The sequence below is a fragment of the Nocardiopsis sp. KDC1DS13DA1 genome (genome assembly GCF_055632325.1).
The window spans coordinates 15,807-30,485 of the sequence record NZ_JBVMUY010000040.1 but is presented as its reverse complement, the minus strand read 5'-3'; the positions used below and the strand labels follow the sequence as shown (position 1 = coordinate 30,485).

Below are 14,679 nucleotides of genomic sequence, written 5' to 3'. Positions count from 1 at the left end.
TGCGGGCAGTGTCAATCCGGGGTCATGACCGGTACCGCGGGGGGCACGCATAGCCTGGTCGGGTGAGAACACTGCTCAGTCCCCGCTGGATCGGCCTGCACCTGCTCCTCGTGCTGGTCGTCGTCGTCTGCTCGGCCGGGACGTACTGGCAGTCCCTCCGCTCCGTCGAACCCGACCGCGAGGTCATCACCAACCCGGCCGAGGACCTCGCCGACGCCACCGCGCTCGACGACCTCATCGAGCCCGGCGCCTACATGCACCCGGACCTGTACGCCAACACCGCCGTCGAGGTGTCCGGCAGCTACGACGCCGACGCCCAGCTCCTGGTCCCGCGGGCGTCGGAGGGCGTCCGCGGCTACGACGTCATCCTCCCCCTCGTCACCGACGACGGCACCGCCGTCACCGTCAACCGCGGTTGGACCGAGGACGGCTCCGGCGTCCCCGACGCCCCCGGCGGCCGGGTCACCGTCACCGGCTGGATCCTTCCGCCCGACGCTGCGCCCGACGGCATCGTCCCCGTCGACACCCCCGACGGCCAGGTCGCGCGCATCGCCACGTCGGTCCTGGTCAACGAGTGGGACTACCGCCTCTACGAGGGCTACGTCGCGCTCCCCGAGGACGACCCCGCGACCGCGTCCCTGCGGCCCGTCCCCCCGCCGGAGCCGCCCACCGAGATCACCGTCAACTGGCGCAGCTTCAGCTACGCCGTCCAGTGGGCGATGTTCGGCGTCTCCGCGATCGCCTTCTGGGCCATCCGCGTGCGCCGGGACGTCAAGGAGGCCCGCTCCGCACGGGAACGGGCCTCGGAGACGGAGGACGGAACCGCTCAGGAGGTCGGCGCGGGCTGAGCGCCGAGGGCCTGGTCGGCGGCGCGCTCGGCCTTGACCAGCCGGTGCTCGACCACGAAGCCCAGGACCGGGATCGTGCCGGCGAGCACCACCCCCAGGGTCCGCCCCGCCCCCCAGCGCCGGTTGAGCGACACCCACAGCACGACCAGCACGTACGCCATGTACACGTAGCCGTGCGGCATCGCGATGAACATCATGAGCGGCGACTCGGGGCCGAACCAGTGCTCCATGCCGCTCGGCGCGGGGATGAGCGCGAGCGCCGAACCCTCCCCCACCAGGTACTTCGCGGGCATGGCCACGAAGGTCAGACCGAGCAGGAACACGCCGGTCACGTACGCCAGCACCCGGTACAGCGTGAACGACACGCGTCTGCTGTCCACCGCTACTCCACCTCATCCGCACGACTGCCGCCCCGAGGAGGGTCGGGGCCCCTCCCCGAGGCTAGACGCTGTCCGGGACCACCCCGCGCCGGGGTGGGCGAGGCGGTGGGATCTCACACCGTTCCTGGTCAGGGCCGGTTCGACACGCGTACCGGGCTGCTCCACCGACCGTCGGAGTCGGCCGTCCACGCCCGGGGGATCATCCGCAGCGCGAGGTAGGCGTCGATCAGCCGCATCGGGAGGAAGAACAACCCGTACAGCAGGTAGGACGGCCGCCGCCGGACCATCGCCATCACGCACGTGAGCACGTAGTCGGGCACGAACAGTCCCACCGCGATCGCCACCGGCGGCAGGAGGGCGGTCACCGCGGCGACACCCTCCCCGTAGTAGGGGATGCTCAGGACCGGCTCGCCGCCCACCACACCGACCAGGACGAACAGGCCCAGCGCGGCCGTGGCCAGCAGGACGGCGGAGACCAGCACGACCTCCAGCAGGTACGGGGCCAGGAACAGCCAGAACGCGCTGGGCCACACCCCGTGGCGGCGGATCGTCTGCCAGAAGCCCAGCGTCCACCGGCCCACCTGCTTGGAGTAGTCCCGCAGCGTGAACGGGTCCTGGCTGTAGGCGCGGGTGTCGGGCCGCATCGATATCCGTCCCAGGCGCTTGCGCTGGAGCTCGAAGGTCATGTTGAAGTCCTCGATCACCAGCCCCCTGGGGTTGACCTCGATCTCCCGCAGCGCGCTGCTGCGGTACACGCTGGCGAACCCGGGCACGATGAACGCCGTGCTGGAGCGGCGCCAGGTCTGCCCGAACCGCATGAAGTACTGGAGCATGAAGTACAGCCGGTCGCGGTAGGCGGAGATCAGTCGGCCCGTGAACGTGCGCTCGCGCGGCTTCCACTCCGACACGACGAACCCGGCCACGGCCGCCACGTCCGGGTCTTTGAGCTGCCGCCTGGCGCCCTCGACGTATCCGGGGTCCAGTTCGGTGTCGGCGTCCAGGATGAGCACGCCGTCGTAGTGCTCGGTCAGCGAGAACTCCTCGATCACCGCCTCCAGCGCGCCCGCCTTCCCCCGGTTGGTGAGCAGCTCCAGGACGTTCACGCCGGTCCTGGCGGCGATGTCCGCGGTGGCGTCCTTGGAGGAGTCCGAGACGACGTACACGTCCCACCGGTCGAACAGCTTCAACGCCGATTCGATCGCCCCGCCGATCACCGGTTCCTCGTTGTGCGCCGGGATGATGACGGCGATGCTCACGTCCCGGGGGTCGTCGGCGCCCTCGCCGCCGTCCGCGGCCACCGCGCCGCCGACCGGCGCCACGTCCCCCGGTTCGGGGCCGTCCGGGGGGTCCGCGGCCTCCCCGGCGGGGGCGGCTGCGTCCGTGCCCGCCCCGACCGCCGGGGGCGCGCCCGCGGCAGGGGCCCCGGCGCCGACGAGGACGCGTTCACTCGTGCTGCCCGCGGTGACCTCGGCACGACCTCGCGCACGGGACCGGCCCCCGGCCGCGGCCCGGACCGAGCCCTCCCCCAGGCGCAGGAGTCCTACGACGGTCCACCACAGGAGGTTCGCGCCGAAGGCCAGCCACAGGAAGGCGTAGGCGAGTGCGCCTCCCCCGGCCGCCGCGACCGAGGTCGTGGCGAAGTCGAACCAGTAGACGAACAGTGCGACTGCCAGGGCGAGGGCGACCAACCCCGCCAGCAGTCCTCCGATGAAACGCACGATACGCACAACCCTGGGACCCTCCGGAAGTCACTGGTTTTCGGGCCGACATCAACCGCAAAGTCGGCGTTAGGTTGACGCCCTGCGACTCGGATGGGTTCACCCGCCTTCGCGTCCTATGTAGGCCACGCAAATCGTATACACGGGCTTGCGTGAGGTGGTACCCATTAGAGGATATTTGTGATGACGGCCGGAGCCCGCCCCACTCCGGTTTCTTCGAGGCTGCCCGGAAAACCGGAAAACCTCGCGAACGGTGACACGAAGAGACAAGGAGAACGCCAGACGTGATCGGCGACCACACTTGCGTCCGGCCGCCAGGGGCCCGAACCGAGCGGAAACGGGACCGCGGGACCTCATCCCACCAGCTATGACGCCGCTCATCCCCACGCAACGGACTCCCCGACGCGCGCGCCGCCCCCGTCACGCCGGGCCCGCGAAGACGGTGGAATCAACGGATCCCGCGTTTTTCCCAACACGGGCACGGCGCCAAACGCGGAACGACTCGAAGCACCGCTCCGACATAACCGAAACGACGTAGTAGACCAAGGGGATCTCCGCTCACCGATCATCCGAGCAAGCCATGAGAAGCCCATAAAGGACACGACTCGTGACACCAACGGTGAAACAGACAGCACGAGGGCCTCTCTGAACACATTCTTCACAAATCACCGTCACGCGGTCGTGGGAGCACCGAATTCGCACATGCGTTCGCCGGAAAGCGGGCGATCCCACCGAACCGGACACCGGCCACAGGCGACCCCGGAGCCCCGACAACCCCCGGAGCCCTGACTCCTGCCTCATCACCATCGCGACCACGGCAACAACCACACACCACACGGGTCCCGCTCCCCACTCCGGTCCCGGGCACACCTGTGCCGACCGACCGGAATCCCCCGCACGCACCTTTCGCTGAAGGACGGGAAACTGGCATGAAGACAGACTGGTCCCAGGAGCGCATCCTGGTCCTCGCACCCCACCCCGACGACGAGACCCTGGGCTGCGGCGGTCTCATGAGCAAGGCCAAGGACGCGGGCGCCCAGGTCTTCGTGCAGTTCATGACCGTCGGGGACACCGCCGACCTGTCCGCCCGGGGCTTCTCCACCGCCGAGGAGCGCTTCGCCGAGATCAAGCAGGTGCGCGACCACTTCCGCTGGGACGACTGGCACATGGCCCTGCCCGGCGACGAGTACCACCTCAAGCTCGACCTCGTGGGCCGGATGCGGCTCGCGCAGGTGATCGAGCACGAGAGCCCGATCTCCGTCTCCCGTCTCCGCCCCACGGTCGTGATCACGCCGCACCACACCAGCTACAACCAGGACCACCGGGCCGTCGCCGAGGCCGCACACACCGCCCTGCGCCCGTCCAACGCCGCCCTGAGGCACCACCCCCCTCTGGTCCTCGCCTACGAGGAGGCGGCCGACCAGTGGCGGACCGAGCCGCTCGGCCCGCCCTCCCTCCTCGTCGAACTGGACGAGAAGGCCATGGCGGACAAGCTCCAGGCCATGGCGGCCTACGGGTCGCAGAGCCACCCCCACCCGCACACCCGCTCCGAGGCGACCCTGCGCGCTCTGGCCGTGCTCCGGGGAATGCAGGCGGGGGTCGCGTTCGCCGAGGGGTTCCACGTCCTGCGCCAGGTCGTCTGAACCGCCGGTCCGCGCCCCGGCGAGAAGCGGCCGACGACGTCCCAGATCCGTTCCCGGCCCTCCCCTGCCGCCCCGCGGTCCCGCACGCTTCCCACCGATCCCATGCGCTCCACCAAGCCCCCGAAGAACGACAACGCACAACCCTCTCAGTGGAGGTCAACGATGAAGATCCTCGTCACCGGCGGCGCCGGTTTCATCGGCTCGCACCTGTGCGACCACCTGGTCGCCCAGGGGCACGGAGTCACCGTGCTCGACGACCTGTCGACGGGTTCGGCCGACAACCTGGCGCACGCCGAACGGGCGCCGGGGTTCCGCTTCGTCCACGGCGACATCCTCGACCGGGACCTCGTCGAGGCCCTCGTCGCCGAGTCCGACGCCGTCTACCATCTCGCCGCGGCGGTCGGCGTCCACACGATCGTGGACAACCCCCTGCGGTCCCTGCGGACCAACCTGCACGGGACGGAGAACGTGGTGGAGGCCGCGGTGGCCCACCGGGTCCCGTACCTGGTCGCCTCGACCAGCGAGGTGTACGGCAAGAACGACGCCGACGGCCTCACCGAGGACGACGACCGCGTCTACGGGTCGCCGACCAAGAGCCGTTGGTCCTACGCGGCCGCCAAGGGCCTGGACGAACTGGTCGCCTACGTCCACGGTGTGGAGTCCGGGGTCCCGTGCGTCATCACGAGGTTCTTCAACGTGGTCGGCCCCCGGCAGACGGGCCGCTACGGCATGGTCGTCCCGCGCTTCGTCGGCCAGGCCCTGGCCGGTGAGCCCGTCACCGTGTACGGCACCGGCACGCAGCGCCGCTGCTTCGGCTCGGTCTTCGACGTGGTCCCCGCGATGACCCGGCTGATGGAGACCCCGGAGGCGTACAACCGCGCCGTCAACCTGGGCGGCCGGGAGGAGGTGTCGATCAAGGGGCTCGCCGACCGCGTGGTCGAGCTGACCGGCTCCGCCAGCGCGATCACCTACGTCGACTACGAGGCGGCCTACGGCGAGGGGTACGAGGACATGCAGCGCCGCTACCCGGACACCTCGCTGGCCCGGCGGCTGATCGGCTTCGAGCCCACCCGCGACCTCAACGACATCATCCGCTCGATCGTCGATCACCGCCGGTCGGCCCGCTCCGTGCCCGCGCCGGCCTGACGGGAGGCGTCCGCCGACGGGCCCCGGTGCGCCCCCGTACCCGTGCGAGGGAGGGAGCACGGCCGCCGGGCGCCCCACACCGGCCCGAACAGGGCATGCGGAACCGGCGGGCGGACGCTCAGGCCAGGAGGACCGTCAGCACGAGGACAGCGCACAGGGCCAGGACGCCCGCGCTGAGCAGTGCCAGCGCCCACGGACTGGCCAGGGTCGGCGGAGGATCGCCGGTGGCGGGGTCGCGCAGGCCGTGCCCGGTCCGCCACCACCGGTACAGCAGGTGCAGGCCGAGGACCACGCACAACAGCAGGAGGCCGGTCAGGGTGGCCAGGCGCACGAACAGCGGCGCCTCCGGAACCGCGGGGCTCCCCGGCACCAGGGATCCGCGCAGGTACAGCAGACCCAGCACGAACACCAGGATCAGCGTCCGCTGCCAGGCCATGAGGGTGCGCTCGGGCTGGAGGCCCGGGTCCCGGCCCCCGCCGCTCCGGCGACGGGCGGTCACCGCAGGTTCCCCCAGAGGATGACGGCGCACACGACGAAGACCGCGACCGTGGTCACGATGGGCAGCACGCTCATCCGCAGGGTCTGGCCCCGGCTCATGATCTTCTGCACGTGGTACCAGCGCAGGGGCGCGTACGCGGTGATGACCCCGGCCAGGACGGTCAGCATCAGACCCACCGTGGTGCGCTGCCCCTCGTCCCAGTCGAGCGGAAGCAGGTGCAGGACGGCGACGGCCCCGGCGAGGAGGGCGAGGGCCGTGCGCAGCCAGGCGAGGAAGGTGCGCTCGTTGGCGAGGGTGAAGCGGTAGTCGACCGGGGTGTCCTTCCCGGATGTGTCCGTGCCCATCCGTCCCCCCGTTGACCTCGTTGTTCTCGACTTTCGGGCCACAGTTGGCACCCGCGTCACGACAATGGGAGCGTGGCCCCATGAGCCGACCCTAGCCCCAGTGCGCTCTTCCTCCCAAACAGGTATGTAACCCGTGTTGAGTAGGAAACCGGCAGTTCAACGACGTCCCCGGGCGACGCCGACACGGTGTGGAACAAACCTGAGGACGCCACCGCTGTAGCACTGGAAGAGGATGGCCGTTGGCCGCAGGTCGACACCAGACGACGATCAGATTCAGGAGACCCCGTGCCCACTGTCACGCTCACCAAGGACAACTTCGCCGACACGCTCCGCGACAACGACCTCGTCCTCATCGACTTCTGGGCGGAGTGGTGCGGCCCCTGCCGCCAGTTCGCCCCGGTGTTCGAACAGTCCTCGGAGAAGCACGCCGACGTCGTGCACGCCAAGGTGGACACCGAGGACCAGCGCGAGCTCGCCTTCGAGTTCGAGATCCGCTCCATCCCGACGCTGATGGTCGTCCGTGACCGGACGGTCATCTACAACGAGGCCGGAGCGCTCCCGGCCGAGGCCCTGGAGAGCCTGATCAGCCAGGCCCGCGAGCTGGACATGGACGAGGTCCGTGCGAAGATCGCCGAGCAGCAGCGCGCCGCGGGCAACGGCGAGGGGCACGCCGCCCAGGAGTGAGCCCCCCGGCGACCGGACGCCCCGCCGACCGCCCCGGGCACCGCGAGCACCGGTGCCCGGGGAGGCGCCGGTGTCCGTGATCACCCGACCGTTCGTCCGCCGCCCCCGTCCGGTCACCGACGCCGTCACCTCGCATCCGGTCACGGACGGTGTCCGCGCCCCTTCCGATCGTCCATGTCGGAACGGTGACATCCGGAATCATCCGAGTTCATCGCACACGTTCACTTTGACCACGAGGTTCGTTCACCTCCGCTTCATTCGGACACCTTTGCATGGGGAACGACCGCGCTCCGCGGATCCGCCCCCTCACCGACCGCGCAAGCTCCGTCCGACCCGGAAGTGGCCTCATGTCTGTCAGCAACACCGCGACTCCCCGCGATTCCGAGTCCGGCCGTGGCGTCGCCCCCGACACCGTCCGGTACAACCGACAGGTTCCCGGACTGGACGACCCCGTCTTCGACGTCAGTGGCCTCTCCATCCACTACGGCTCCAACAAGGCCGTCCGCGACGTGAACATGAAGGTCGGACCGCGTCAGATCACCGCGATGATCGGCCCGTCCGGCTGCGGCAAGAGCACCGTGCTGCGCACCCTCAACCGGATGAACGACCTCATCCCCGAGGCCCGGGTCGAGGGCAGCGTGAGCTACCACGGCGAGGACCTGTACGACCCCGCCGTCGACCCGATCGAGGTCCGCCGCCGGATCGGCATGGTCTTCCAGAAGGCGAACCCGTTCCCCAAGTCGATCTACGACAACATCGCCTTCGGCCCCCGGATCACGGGCATCCGGAGCGGCCTGGACGACATCGTCGAGGAGTCGCTGACCAAGGCCGCCCTGTGGGACGAGGTCAAGGACAAGCTCAAGCAGAGCGCGTTCGCCCTCTCCGGCGGTCAGCAGCAGCGTCTGTGCATCGCGCGCGCCATCGCGGTCAACCCCGAGGTGATCCTGATGGACGAGCCGTGCTCCGCGCTCGACCCCATCGCGACCCTCAAGATCGAGGACCTGATGTACGAGCTCGCCGAAGAGTTCACCATCGTCATCGTCACCCACAACATGCAGCAGGCGGCGCGCGTCTCGGACCGCACCGCGTTCTTCACCGCCGCCGTCGACGACAACGGCGACCGGTACGGCAACCTGGTCGAGTACGACGAGACCGCCACGATCTTCAGCAAGCCCTCCGACAAGCGGACCGAGGACTACATCTCCGGGCGTTTCGGGTAGGCCGCCGCTCCCCGATCGCCCTCCCTCCCCTTCGACGAAGTGGATCGCCCATGCCCGCGTTCACCCCCTCCACCTCCGTCCCGCGGCCCTCGGGCGCCCCGGACGAGGAGGAGCGGGTGGAGCGGGCCGAGCGGATGGAGCACACCGACCGCGCGGACCGGTCGGAGGGGCCGATGCGCGTCCTGCTGGTGGAGCCGGAGTCGGAGCAGTCGCACCAGCTCGTGCTCTCGCTGAGCGGGCACGACATGGACATCACCGTCTGCGTCGACGGGGCCGAGGCCCTGCTCAGGATCGGCATGATCCGACCGGACACCCTCGTCACCAGCGCGGCTCCCCCCGAGGTCGACCTGGAGACCCTGGTGCGCGTGGTCCGGCGCGCGACCGACATCCCCATCCTCATCGGGGTGGGTTCGGGCGACTCCCAGCGGGCCCTCAGGGCTCTCACGGCCGGGGCGACCGCCTGCGTGAACCGCCCCTACCGGATCCCCGAACTCTCCGCGCTGCTGCGCGGCTCGCTCCCGGCCGGGGAGGGTCCCTCCGCGGGCTCCGGAGGCCAGCAGGCCACGGCCCTGAAGTCCGGCGCCCTGGAGCTCGACGCGCTGGGCCACCGGCTGTTCGTGGACGGGAACCCGGTCAACCTCGCGCTCCGGGAGTTCGGGATCATGGACTTCCTCATGCGCAACAGCGGTCGTGTCGTGAGCCGCGAGGAACTGTGGACCGAGGTGTGGCACAAGCCCCTGCCGCCGGTGAACAACACGATCGCCGTGCACATCAGACGCCTGCGCCACAAACTCGGGGACTCCGAGTCCCAGCCCCGGTTCATCCACACCGTTCGCGGGATCGGTTACCGCCTGGACACCCTCGCGTCCTAGTCGCCCCACTCGACGTTGTCGAAGGGGCCCGGAACCGGCTCGCCCCGGGCACGGAGCCCCTCCTCCCACGCGATCCGCAGCGCCACCCAGCGGCCCTGGACCTGGACCGCCCGCTCCTCCTCGGCCGTCAGCGGCCGGTCCTCCCACTCCTCGTACGTCATGGCTGCCCGCTCCCCTGCGCCCGGGAGCCGGGCAGCCGACGGATCCGGGCCGCGCCGGACCGCTGACCACCGCCCGGCCTGCGCGCGCACCGCACCCGGCCCTGGCGCGCCCACCGGTGCACCATCGCGTCCGCCACCCACAACGGTGCCACCGCCCCACCGGCCGTCCACAGCCCCGGCGCGTCCCGCACCGCGACATCATCACTCATCAGGAGTTCCTCTCCACGGGCCCCGCCCCGGGGCCGACGACCGTTCGTCCGCCCCGGGGGCGCGGCGGTCCCTCACCTGCCGGGCGGCTCCTCGAAGGGGGAGCGCCACACGATCGGGTGCGCGCGTCCGTCCGGCGGGGTGACACACACCCGGGTGACCACACCCCGGGTGGCGCCCCAGACCTCACCGCCGTCCATCGCCGCGCCCAGCCACCGGACGCGGGCGCCGTGCGCACGCGCCCACAGGCGCAGTTCGGCCATCGAGGCCACCCGGCGGATCTCGCACACCGTCCGCCCGCGCCGCCTCATCGCGCACCCCCGTCCCGGGGCCCGGGCACGACGCCCCCATGCCGGACGTGGTCGGCGATCACCGCGAACAGCTCCCGGTAGGAGGGGGCCTCCAGCTTCACGAAGGGGTCGCCGCCGCCAATCCAGCCGACCGGCCGCCGGGCGGTGTAGGTCCGCACCCCGGCGTGGTCCACCTCGTAGGAGAGCACCCACCGGCCCGCGATCAGCTCGTCCAGGGCGCGACGCACCTCCAGCCGGTCCATCACCGCACCCCCGCCCCGAGCCACGACAGGCCCAAGGCCACGGCGGACAGCGGTCGCGCCTGGGCCACCAGGCGGAGCAGGTCGCCGGGGCCGGAGACGACGAACGGCAGCGCCGGTCCGGGGCGGGCGTAGCGGCGGGGACGCGACGCCCGACGGGGGCGCAGGCCACGAACGAGGCGACCGGCGACGCCGACGGTGCGGTCGGGGAGTTCAGGGCGGGAGGCGGCACGGGACAGCGGCCGCGACGCCAGCAGGAACAACAGCAGGTAGCGCACAGGCGCACCTCCAGGAGTGGAAGCCGGATGGGAGGTCCGGCGGACATCATCGGGTGGATCCATAGTCACCCATCGAGCGAAAATCTGCAATGCTCAGATCATGATTGATGTCTAAGATCGATTAGATCCGTCATTATGAATGTGAGAGGTGAGCAGAATGTCTGATTCTCAGACCCTCGCCGTAAGATCAGAGAACGACCATCCGAGGGGAGAGGACCACGTGGCAGGCAGCCCCACAGTGCGCCGTCGACGTCTCGCGCGAAAGCTCCGCGAGCTGCGGGAAGCCGCACATCTCACCTCCGACGCCGCCACGAAGAAGGCGGGGTTCTCCCGGGGCAAGCTGACCCGGATGGAACGTGACGAATGGGTGCTGCCCAACCCGCGTGACATCGAGAAACTGCTCGACGTCTACAAGGTCACGGACCCCGCCGAACGGGGCGCCTACATCGCCTTGGCCGAACAGTCCCGGCTCAAGGGCTGGTGGGTCGGCTACTCAGACGTGCTGGGCAAGGGCGCCTACGTGGGATTGGAGGCGGAAGCCTCCTCCATCCGCACAGTGGAAACCCTGCTCATCCCAGGGCTGCTCCAGACCGAGTCCTACGCCCGCGCTGTCATACGAGGCCACGGCATCACCGACGAGGACACCATCAGTCGCAGCGTCGAGGCTCGGATGATTCGCAAGCAGATCCTCGCCCGGCCGGACGCCCCGAAACTGTGGGCGGTCGTCGACGAGTCCGCGCTCCGCAAGATCACACCGGAACTCGTCGGCCAGCTCCAGTACCTCCTCGACGTGCAGCGCCCGAACCTGCGTATTCAGGTGCTCCCGAACCGCTTGGGTCCGCACGCGGTGATGCCGGGCGGGTTCACCATCCTCGACTTCCCCGAGGACCCCAGCTGCGTGTACCTGGAGACGTCCGGCCTGAACACGCTGTTCCTGGAGGAAGCCGACGATATTCGGCAGCACGAGCTGCTGTACGACTACGCACAGGCGTCCGCTCTCTCGGTGGATGACTCGCGCGCGTTCATCGCCGAGGTGCTGGAGTCTGTGTCCTAACCCGAAGAAGGATCCCGATGCTCGATATGTCCCACGAGTCGAAGTTCCGCAAGTCCAGCTACTCCAGCGCCACACAGGAGAACTGCGTCGAGGTAGCGGGCATGAACGGCGGCGCAGCCGTTCGTGACACCCAGAACCGGCACTTGGGCCATCTCGAAGTGCCCTCCCACGAGTGGGCGGCTCTGCTCGGCACGGTGCGCGCGAGTCTGTAGCGGTAGGCAGACACAAGGAACCCCCAGCCGCCGGCCGGGGGTTCTTCGCATGCATTACCCGATGCATGTCCCGCGCCGAGTGTACCGAGGGGGCGGTGATCCGGCCAGGCTACGGCCGCGCCTGACCGGACCGGGGCAACAGCGGCCCGCGGTCCGGGCCGTCGATCCACACCCGCTGCCCCTCGGCGGTGACCGTCAGCCCGAACCGGTCCCGGTTCGGGCGACCGGCACCCCACCACGCACGCACAGCGTGCTCGATCTCCGCACACAAGTCTCGGGGTCCGAACCGGTAGGCCTCGTACTCGTCGGCACCCGGGGTGTACTCGATGAGAACCCACGACCCCTGCCTGTCGTAGAAGTACACGCTCGCTTCGCCACTACCATCCGTGGCGTGGAAACGGGTGAAGCTCAGGCACGGCACGAGCGCTCCGAGCGTCAGGGCCAGGCCACACGCCGGGTCCGCGTCACAGACCGGCATCGGATCCAGCGTGGCCCGGAACTCCTCGACCCCCTCAGCGGTTTCGTCGACGTGGTCACGCAACTCGCCTGGAGCGACCCGTTGGCCACGCAGCCACATGAAAGGCGCGTCACCGAGCACACGCCCGTGCGCGACACCGTCCTCACCCACCACCAGCCGCAGCAGTGCCGTGGTGGCGAATCCGGTCGCCCAGGGGGTGACCACCATGCCTCCGGGACGGGTCTGGGCAATCCAGGCCTTGGGGATGTCGTGTGCCGCGACGGTGGCGAGGATCCGGTCGAACGGAGCCCGTTCGGGGGCTCCCAGAGCACCGTCACCGACCACCAGGTGCGGTTTGTACCCGATCAAGCGCAGATTGGCCGCAGCCTGCCTGGCGAGCACGGGATCCAGCTCGACCGAGGTCACGTTCTCCGAACCCGAGCGCTCGCACAGCAGAGCGCAGTTGTATCCGGTGGCGGTGCCGATCTCCAGCACGCTCATCCCGTCCTCCGCGTCGAGTGCCTGAAGCATCTCCACGACGAGGGAAGGTTGGGAGGCCGAGGAGGTCGCTCTGTCTCCGCGCCCGTCAGGGAAGACGGGGGTTCCGTCGTCGACCTGGGTGATGACGGAGACGTCGTCGTAGGCCCACCGGGTCCAGTCCGGATGTGAGCGAACGACCGCGGTGAGGCGCCCGTCCGCGGCGGCGGTGTCCTCGCCCCAGACGGTCTCGGGGAGGAAGGCGTGCCGGGGCACCTTGAGCATGGCTGCGCGCCACGCCGGATCGGTCAGAGTGCCCCGGGAGGTGAGCCGGTCGACGAGCGCGAATCGCCGTTCGGTGAGTTCGTCCACCTATGTGCCCTGCTTCTCCCCACCGCCGCCGTGTGGGGAGGGGTACTGACTGTCGTTGTCCTTGGGATCGCCGCGCTGGTCCTGGGGCTTGTCGGGGTTGCTGTGCTTACCCATCGCGCTCTCCTGACGTTGAGAGGGCCTACACCACGACCGTAACCGCACGCACTCGCCTTGTCACAGGAATGTCCGGATGCGGACTGGAGAGCGTGACCCCGCCGGACACGGGGTACGGAACGGTGGAAGCCGCACCGGTCAGTCCTCGCGCGGCGCGGTCTCCCCCATCTCGCCCCAGCCGCTCATCCCGGGGATGTCGGTGGAGACGATCGAGGGCCGCTCCGCGATGGCGTAGGACATGTCGTCCATCGCCCGGGCGAAGTGCGGCGACTCCACGTGCGCGCGTCCGGCCTCACCGTCGGCGAACGCCTCGACCAGGTAGAAGACGGTGTCCTCGTCGACCGAGCGGGACCACTCGAAGAAGATGTTGCCCGGCTCGGCCCGGGTGGCCTCGGTGAAGGGGCGGGTGAGGTCGAGCCAGCCGTCGGCGCGTTCGGGGCGGACGGTGAACTTGACGGTGATGAAGATCAACGGGCTCTCGCTTCGCTGTGGGTGCGTTCGTCCGCGTCGGACCGGGGCCGCCGCCCCGCCGACGCTCCGTCCACCCATCATGCCCGGATGCCGCACGCGGGAAGGTCACCCGGGGCGAGGAGCGCGTCACACGTCGGCCCCCGGGACGGTGAGCCGGTAGCCCACCCCGTGCACCGTGCTGATCCACCTCGGACGGGCGCGGTCGTCCCCCAGGCGTCTTCGCAGCCGCATGATGTGCACGTTGAGGGTGTTGCTGCGCACCCCCGCGTCGTCCGCCCAGGCCACCCGGATCAGCTCGTGGCGCGGGACCACCGCGTCCACGTTGCGCGCCAGGTGCCGGAGCAGCAGGTACTCCGTCGGCGGCAGTGCGACGAGCGCCCCGTCGAGCCGGAACGCCGGCGCCTGGCCGTCCACCCGCAACCGCCCCAGGTCGATGGGGGCGAAACCGTGCGGATCGCGCCCGAGCCCCCGGAACAGCGCCCGCACCGAGGGCAGCAGCTCGGCGGCGTCGTAGGGCCGCTCCACCGTGAGCGTCGCCCCGAGGGAGCGCGCCGTGTCGGCGTACGACGCGTCCCCGCGCGGTACCCCCACGGCCACGGGCAGCCCCCGGTCCGAGCTGCGGACGATGCGCAGGAACTCCAGCGGGTCGATCGGCCCGTCCATGGCGCCCAGGAGCACCGCGTCGGGGCTCTCCCTACCGAGGAGCAGCAGCGCCCTGGGCGCCTCGGCGCAGAACAGCACGTCGACCGGCTCGTCGGCCAGCAGCACGCGCAGTCCGGTCTCGGCCCGCCCGTCCGACTCGCCCACCAGCAGCAGCGGCCGCCCCTCCGGGACCGGCGACGGAGACTCCACGCGTGGCCCTCCAGGGACGGGACGAACCCGACACGGCCGTGGCGCCGGTCGGGGGGCTGACCGAGCGAGCGGGCCCGTGGGCGTCCACGGGCGCGGCCCGGGGTGCGCTCGCGGGCACCC

20 protein-coding genes are annotated in these 14,679 nt (G+C 70.3%); 8 read left to right on the top strand and 12 right to left on the bottom strand.

From position 1 onward, the window contains the following. Positions 1 to 62 precede the first annotated feature (62 nt). On the top strand, positions 63 to 848 hold the full coding sequence (locus ACTVAJ_RS25615; protein WP_470390828.1) for an SURF1 family protein: 786 nt from the start codon (positions 63 to 65) through the stop codon (positions 846 to 848). On the opposite strand, the gene ACTVAJ_RS25610 is transcribed toward ACTVAJ_RS25615, so the two are convergent. Both ACTVAJ_RS25610 and ACTVAJ_RS25605 read right to left on the bottom strand, forming a co-directional pair. Then, positions 827 to 1,228 carry a DUF3817 domain-containing protein gene (locus tag ACTVAJ_RS25610; RefSeq protein WP_470390827.1) on the bottom strand — a complete coding sequence of 134 codons (402 nt, stop codon included), beginning with the start codon at positions 1,226 to 1,228 and terminating at the stop codon, positions 827 to 829. The two genes, ACTVAJ_RS25615 and ACTVAJ_RS25610, sit on opposite strands and share 22 nt — an antisense overlap. Positions 1,229 to 1,356: 128 nt before the next feature. Further along, a complete protein-coding gene (locus ACTVAJ_RS25605; protein WP_470390826.1) occupies positions 1,357 to 2,955 on the bottom strand; it encodes a glycosyltransferase family 2 protein in 1,599 nt (532 codons plus the stop codon). 920 nt (positions 2,956 to 3,875) lie between these two features. On the opposite strand from ACTVAJ_RS25605, the gene ACTVAJ_RS25600 reads away from it, so the two are divergent. Together ACTVAJ_RS25600 and ACTVAJ_RS25595 are read left to right on the top strand one after the other, a co-directional pair. Continuing rightward, entirely contained in the window at positions 3,876 to 4,589 is a 714-nt protein-coding gene (locus ACTVAJ_RS25600) for a PIG-L deacetylase family protein (protein ID WP_470390825.1), read from the top strand. Between the two features lie 162 nt (positions 4,590 to 4,751). Beyond that, on the top strand, positions 4,752 to 5,735 hold the full coding sequence (locus ACTVAJ_RS25595; RefSeq protein WP_470390824.1) for an NAD-dependent epimerase/dehydratase family protein: 984 nt from the start codon (positions 4,752 to 4,754) through the stop codon (positions 5,733 to 5,735). Positions 5,736 to 5,853: 118 nt separating this feature from the next. On the opposite strand, the gene ACTVAJ_RS25590 is transcribed toward ACTVAJ_RS25595, so the two are convergent. Further along, positions 5,854 to 6,234, bottom strand: a complete 381-nt coding sequence (locus ACTVAJ_RS25590; protein WP_470390823.1) for a DUF202 domain-containing protein — start codon at positions 6,232 to 6,234, stop codon at positions 5,854 to 5,856. Continuing rightward, a complete protein-coding gene (locus ACTVAJ_RS25585) occupies positions 6,231 to 6,578 on the bottom strand; it encodes a DUF202 domain-containing protein (protein WP_470390822.1) in 348 nt (115 codons plus the stop codon). Before ACTVAJ_RS25585 ends, ACTVAJ_RS25590 begins: the two co-directional genes overlap by 4 nt. Positions 6,579 to 6,863: 285 nt before the next feature. On the opposite strand from ACTVAJ_RS25585, the gene trxA reads away from it, so the two are divergent. The 3 genes from trxA to ACTVAJ_RS25570 all read left to right on the top strand — a co-directional run bounded on the left by trxA (position 6,864) and on the right by ACTVAJ_RS25570 (position 9,354). Continuing rightward, positions 6,864 to 7,262 (top strand): thioredoxin, encoded by a 399-nt coding sequence (trxA, locus tag ACTVAJ_RS25580; RefSeq protein ID WP_470390821.1) that lies wholly within the window; start codon positions 6,864 to 6,866, stop codon positions 7,260 to 7,262. Positions 7,263 to 7,609: 347 nt separating this feature from the next. Next, complete coding sequence (gene pstB / locus ACTVAJ_RS25575) at positions 7,610 to 8,482, top strand: phosphate ABC transporter ATP-binding protein PstB (protein WP_470390820.1); 873 nt, start codon at positions 7,610 to 7,612, stop codon at positions 8,480 to 8,482. A 50-nt stretch (positions 8,483 to 8,532) separates the two neighbouring features. Then, a complete protein-coding gene (locus ACTVAJ_RS25570) occupies positions 8,533 to 9,354 on the top strand; it encodes a response regulator transcription factor (RefSeq protein ID WP_470390819.1) in 822 nt (273 codons plus the stop codon). Here the strand turns inward: ACTVAJ_RS25570 and ACTVAJ_RS25565 are convergent. The 5 genes from ACTVAJ_RS25565 to ACTVAJ_RS25545 form a co-directional block, all read right to left on the bottom strand. After that, positions 9,351 to 9,515, bottom strand: a complete 165-nt coding sequence (locus ACTVAJ_RS25565) for a hypothetical protein (RefSeq protein WP_470390818.1) — start codon at positions 9,513 to 9,515, stop codon at positions 9,351 to 9,353. The genes ACTVAJ_RS25570 and ACTVAJ_RS25565 overlap by 4 nt on opposite strands. After that, a complete protein-coding gene (locus ACTVAJ_RS25560; RefSeq protein ID WP_470390817.1) occupies positions 9,512 to 9,724 on the bottom strand; it encodes a hypothetical protein in 213 nt (70 codons plus the stop codon). The genes ACTVAJ_RS25565 and ACTVAJ_RS25560 overlap by 4 nt, the downstream gene beginning before the upstream one ends. 72 nt (positions 9,725 to 9,796) lie before the next feature. Then, positions 9,797 to 10,033, bottom strand: a complete 237-nt coding sequence (locus tag ACTVAJ_RS25555) for a hypothetical protein (protein ID WP_470390816.1) — start codon at positions 10,031 to 10,033, stop codon at positions 9,797 to 9,799. After that, positions 10,030 to 10,275, bottom strand: a complete 246-nt coding sequence (locus ACTVAJ_RS25550; RefSeq protein WP_470390815.1) for a hypothetical protein — start codon at positions 10,273 to 10,275, stop codon at positions 10,030 to 10,032. Before ACTVAJ_RS25550 ends, ACTVAJ_RS25555 begins: the two co-directional genes overlap by 4 nt. Beyond that, positions 10,275 to 10,550, bottom strand: a complete 276-nt coding sequence (locus ACTVAJ_RS25545; RefSeq protein ID WP_470390814.1) for a hypothetical protein — start codon at positions 10,548 to 10,550, stop codon at positions 10,275 to 10,277. The genes ACTVAJ_RS25550 and ACTVAJ_RS25545 overlap by 1 nt, the downstream gene beginning before the upstream one ends. Before the next feature lie 220 nt (positions 10,551 to 10,770). Here ACTVAJ_RS25545 and ACTVAJ_RS25540 point away from each other — a divergent pair, with 220 nt between their 5' ends. Both ACTVAJ_RS25540 and ACTVAJ_RS25535 read left to right on the top strand, forming a co-directional pair. Continuing rightward, entirely contained in the window at positions 10,771 to 11,604 is an 834-nt protein-coding gene (locus ACTVAJ_RS25540) for a helix-turn-helix domain-containing protein (RefSeq protein WP_470390927.1), read from the top strand. A gap of 17 nt (positions 11,605 to 11,621) precedes the next feature. Then, complete coding sequence (locus tag ACTVAJ_RS25535) at positions 11,622 to 11,816, top strand: DUF397 domain-containing protein (protein WP_470390813.1); 195 nt, start codon at positions 11,622 to 11,624, stop codon at positions 11,814 to 11,816. A 109-nt stretch (positions 11,817 to 11,925) separates the two neighbouring features. Here ACTVAJ_RS25535 and ACTVAJ_RS25530 read toward each other — a convergent pair whose 3' ends face one another. From ACTVAJ_RS25530 to ACTVAJ_RS25520, 3 genes are all read right to left on the bottom strand, one after another. Then, positions 11,926 to 13,122 carry a methyltransferase domain-containing protein gene (locus ACTVAJ_RS25530; RefSeq protein ID WP_470390812.1) on the bottom strand — a complete coding sequence of 399 codons (1,197 nt, stop codon included), beginning with the start codon at positions 13,120 to 13,122 and terminating at the stop codon, positions 11,926 to 11,928. 252 nt (positions 13,123 to 13,374) lie between these two features. After that, the gene (locus ACTVAJ_RS25525; protein ID WP_470390811.1) at positions 13,375 to 13,707 is read right to left on the bottom strand and encodes a putative quinol monooxygenase; all 333 of its coding nucleotides are present in this window, start codon (positions 13,705 to 13,707) and stop codon (positions 13,375 to 13,377) included. Between the two features lie 126 nt (positions 13,708 to 13,833). Next, the gene (locus tag ACTVAJ_RS25520; protein WP_470390810.1) at positions 13,834 to 14,559 is read right to left on the bottom strand and encodes a response regulator transcription factor; all 726 of its coding nucleotides are present in this window, start codon (positions 14,557 to 14,559) and stop codon (positions 13,834 to 13,836) included. Between the last annotated feature and the right edge of the window lie 120 nt (positions 14,560 to 14,679).

Excerpts from the sequence above, each read along its gene's own strand:
- ACTVAJ_RS25570 (WP_470390819.1), top strand. The coding sequence starts at position 8,533 with ATGCCCGCGTTCACCCCCTCCACCTCCGTCCCGCGGCCCTCGGGCGCC.
- ACTVAJ_RS25600 (WP_470390825.1), top strand. The coding sequence starts at position 3,876 with ATGAAGACAGACTGGTCCCAGGAGCGCATCCTGGTCCTCGCACCCCAC.
- ACTVAJ_RS25550 (WP_470390815.1), bottom strand. The coding sequence starts at position 10,275 with ATGGACCGGCTGGAGGTGCGTCGCGCCCTGGACGAGCTGATCGCGGGC.
- ACTVAJ_RS25565 (WP_470390818.1), bottom strand. The coding sequence starts at position 9,515 with ATGACGTACGAGGAGTGGGAGGACCGGCCGCTGACGGCCGAGGAGGAG.
- pstB (WP_470390820.1), top strand. The coding sequence starts at position 7,610 with ATGTCTGTCAGCAACACCGCGACTCCCCGCGATTCCGAGTCCGGCCGT.
- ACTVAJ_RS25560 (WP_470390817.1), bottom strand. The coding sequence starts at position 9,724 with ATGAGTGATGATGTCGCGGTGCGGGACGCGCCGGGGCTGTGGACGGCC.
- ACTVAJ_RS25585 (WP_470390822.1), bottom strand. The coding sequence starts at position 6,578 with ATGGGCACGGACACATCCGGGAAGGACACCCCGGTCGACTACCGCTTC.
- ACTVAJ_RS25555 (WP_470390816.1), bottom strand. The coding sequence starts at position 10,033 with ATGAGGCGGCGCGGGCGGACGGTGTGCGAGATCCGCCGGGTGGCCTCG.
- ACTVAJ_RS25535 (WP_470390813.1), top strand. The coding sequence starts at position 11,622 with ATGCTCGATATGTCCCACGAGTCGAAGTTCCGCAAGTCCAGCTACTCC.
- ACTVAJ_RS25595 (WP_470390824.1), top strand. The coding sequence starts at position 4,752 with ATGAAGATCCTCGTCACCGGCGGCGCCGGTTTCATCGGCTCGCACCTG.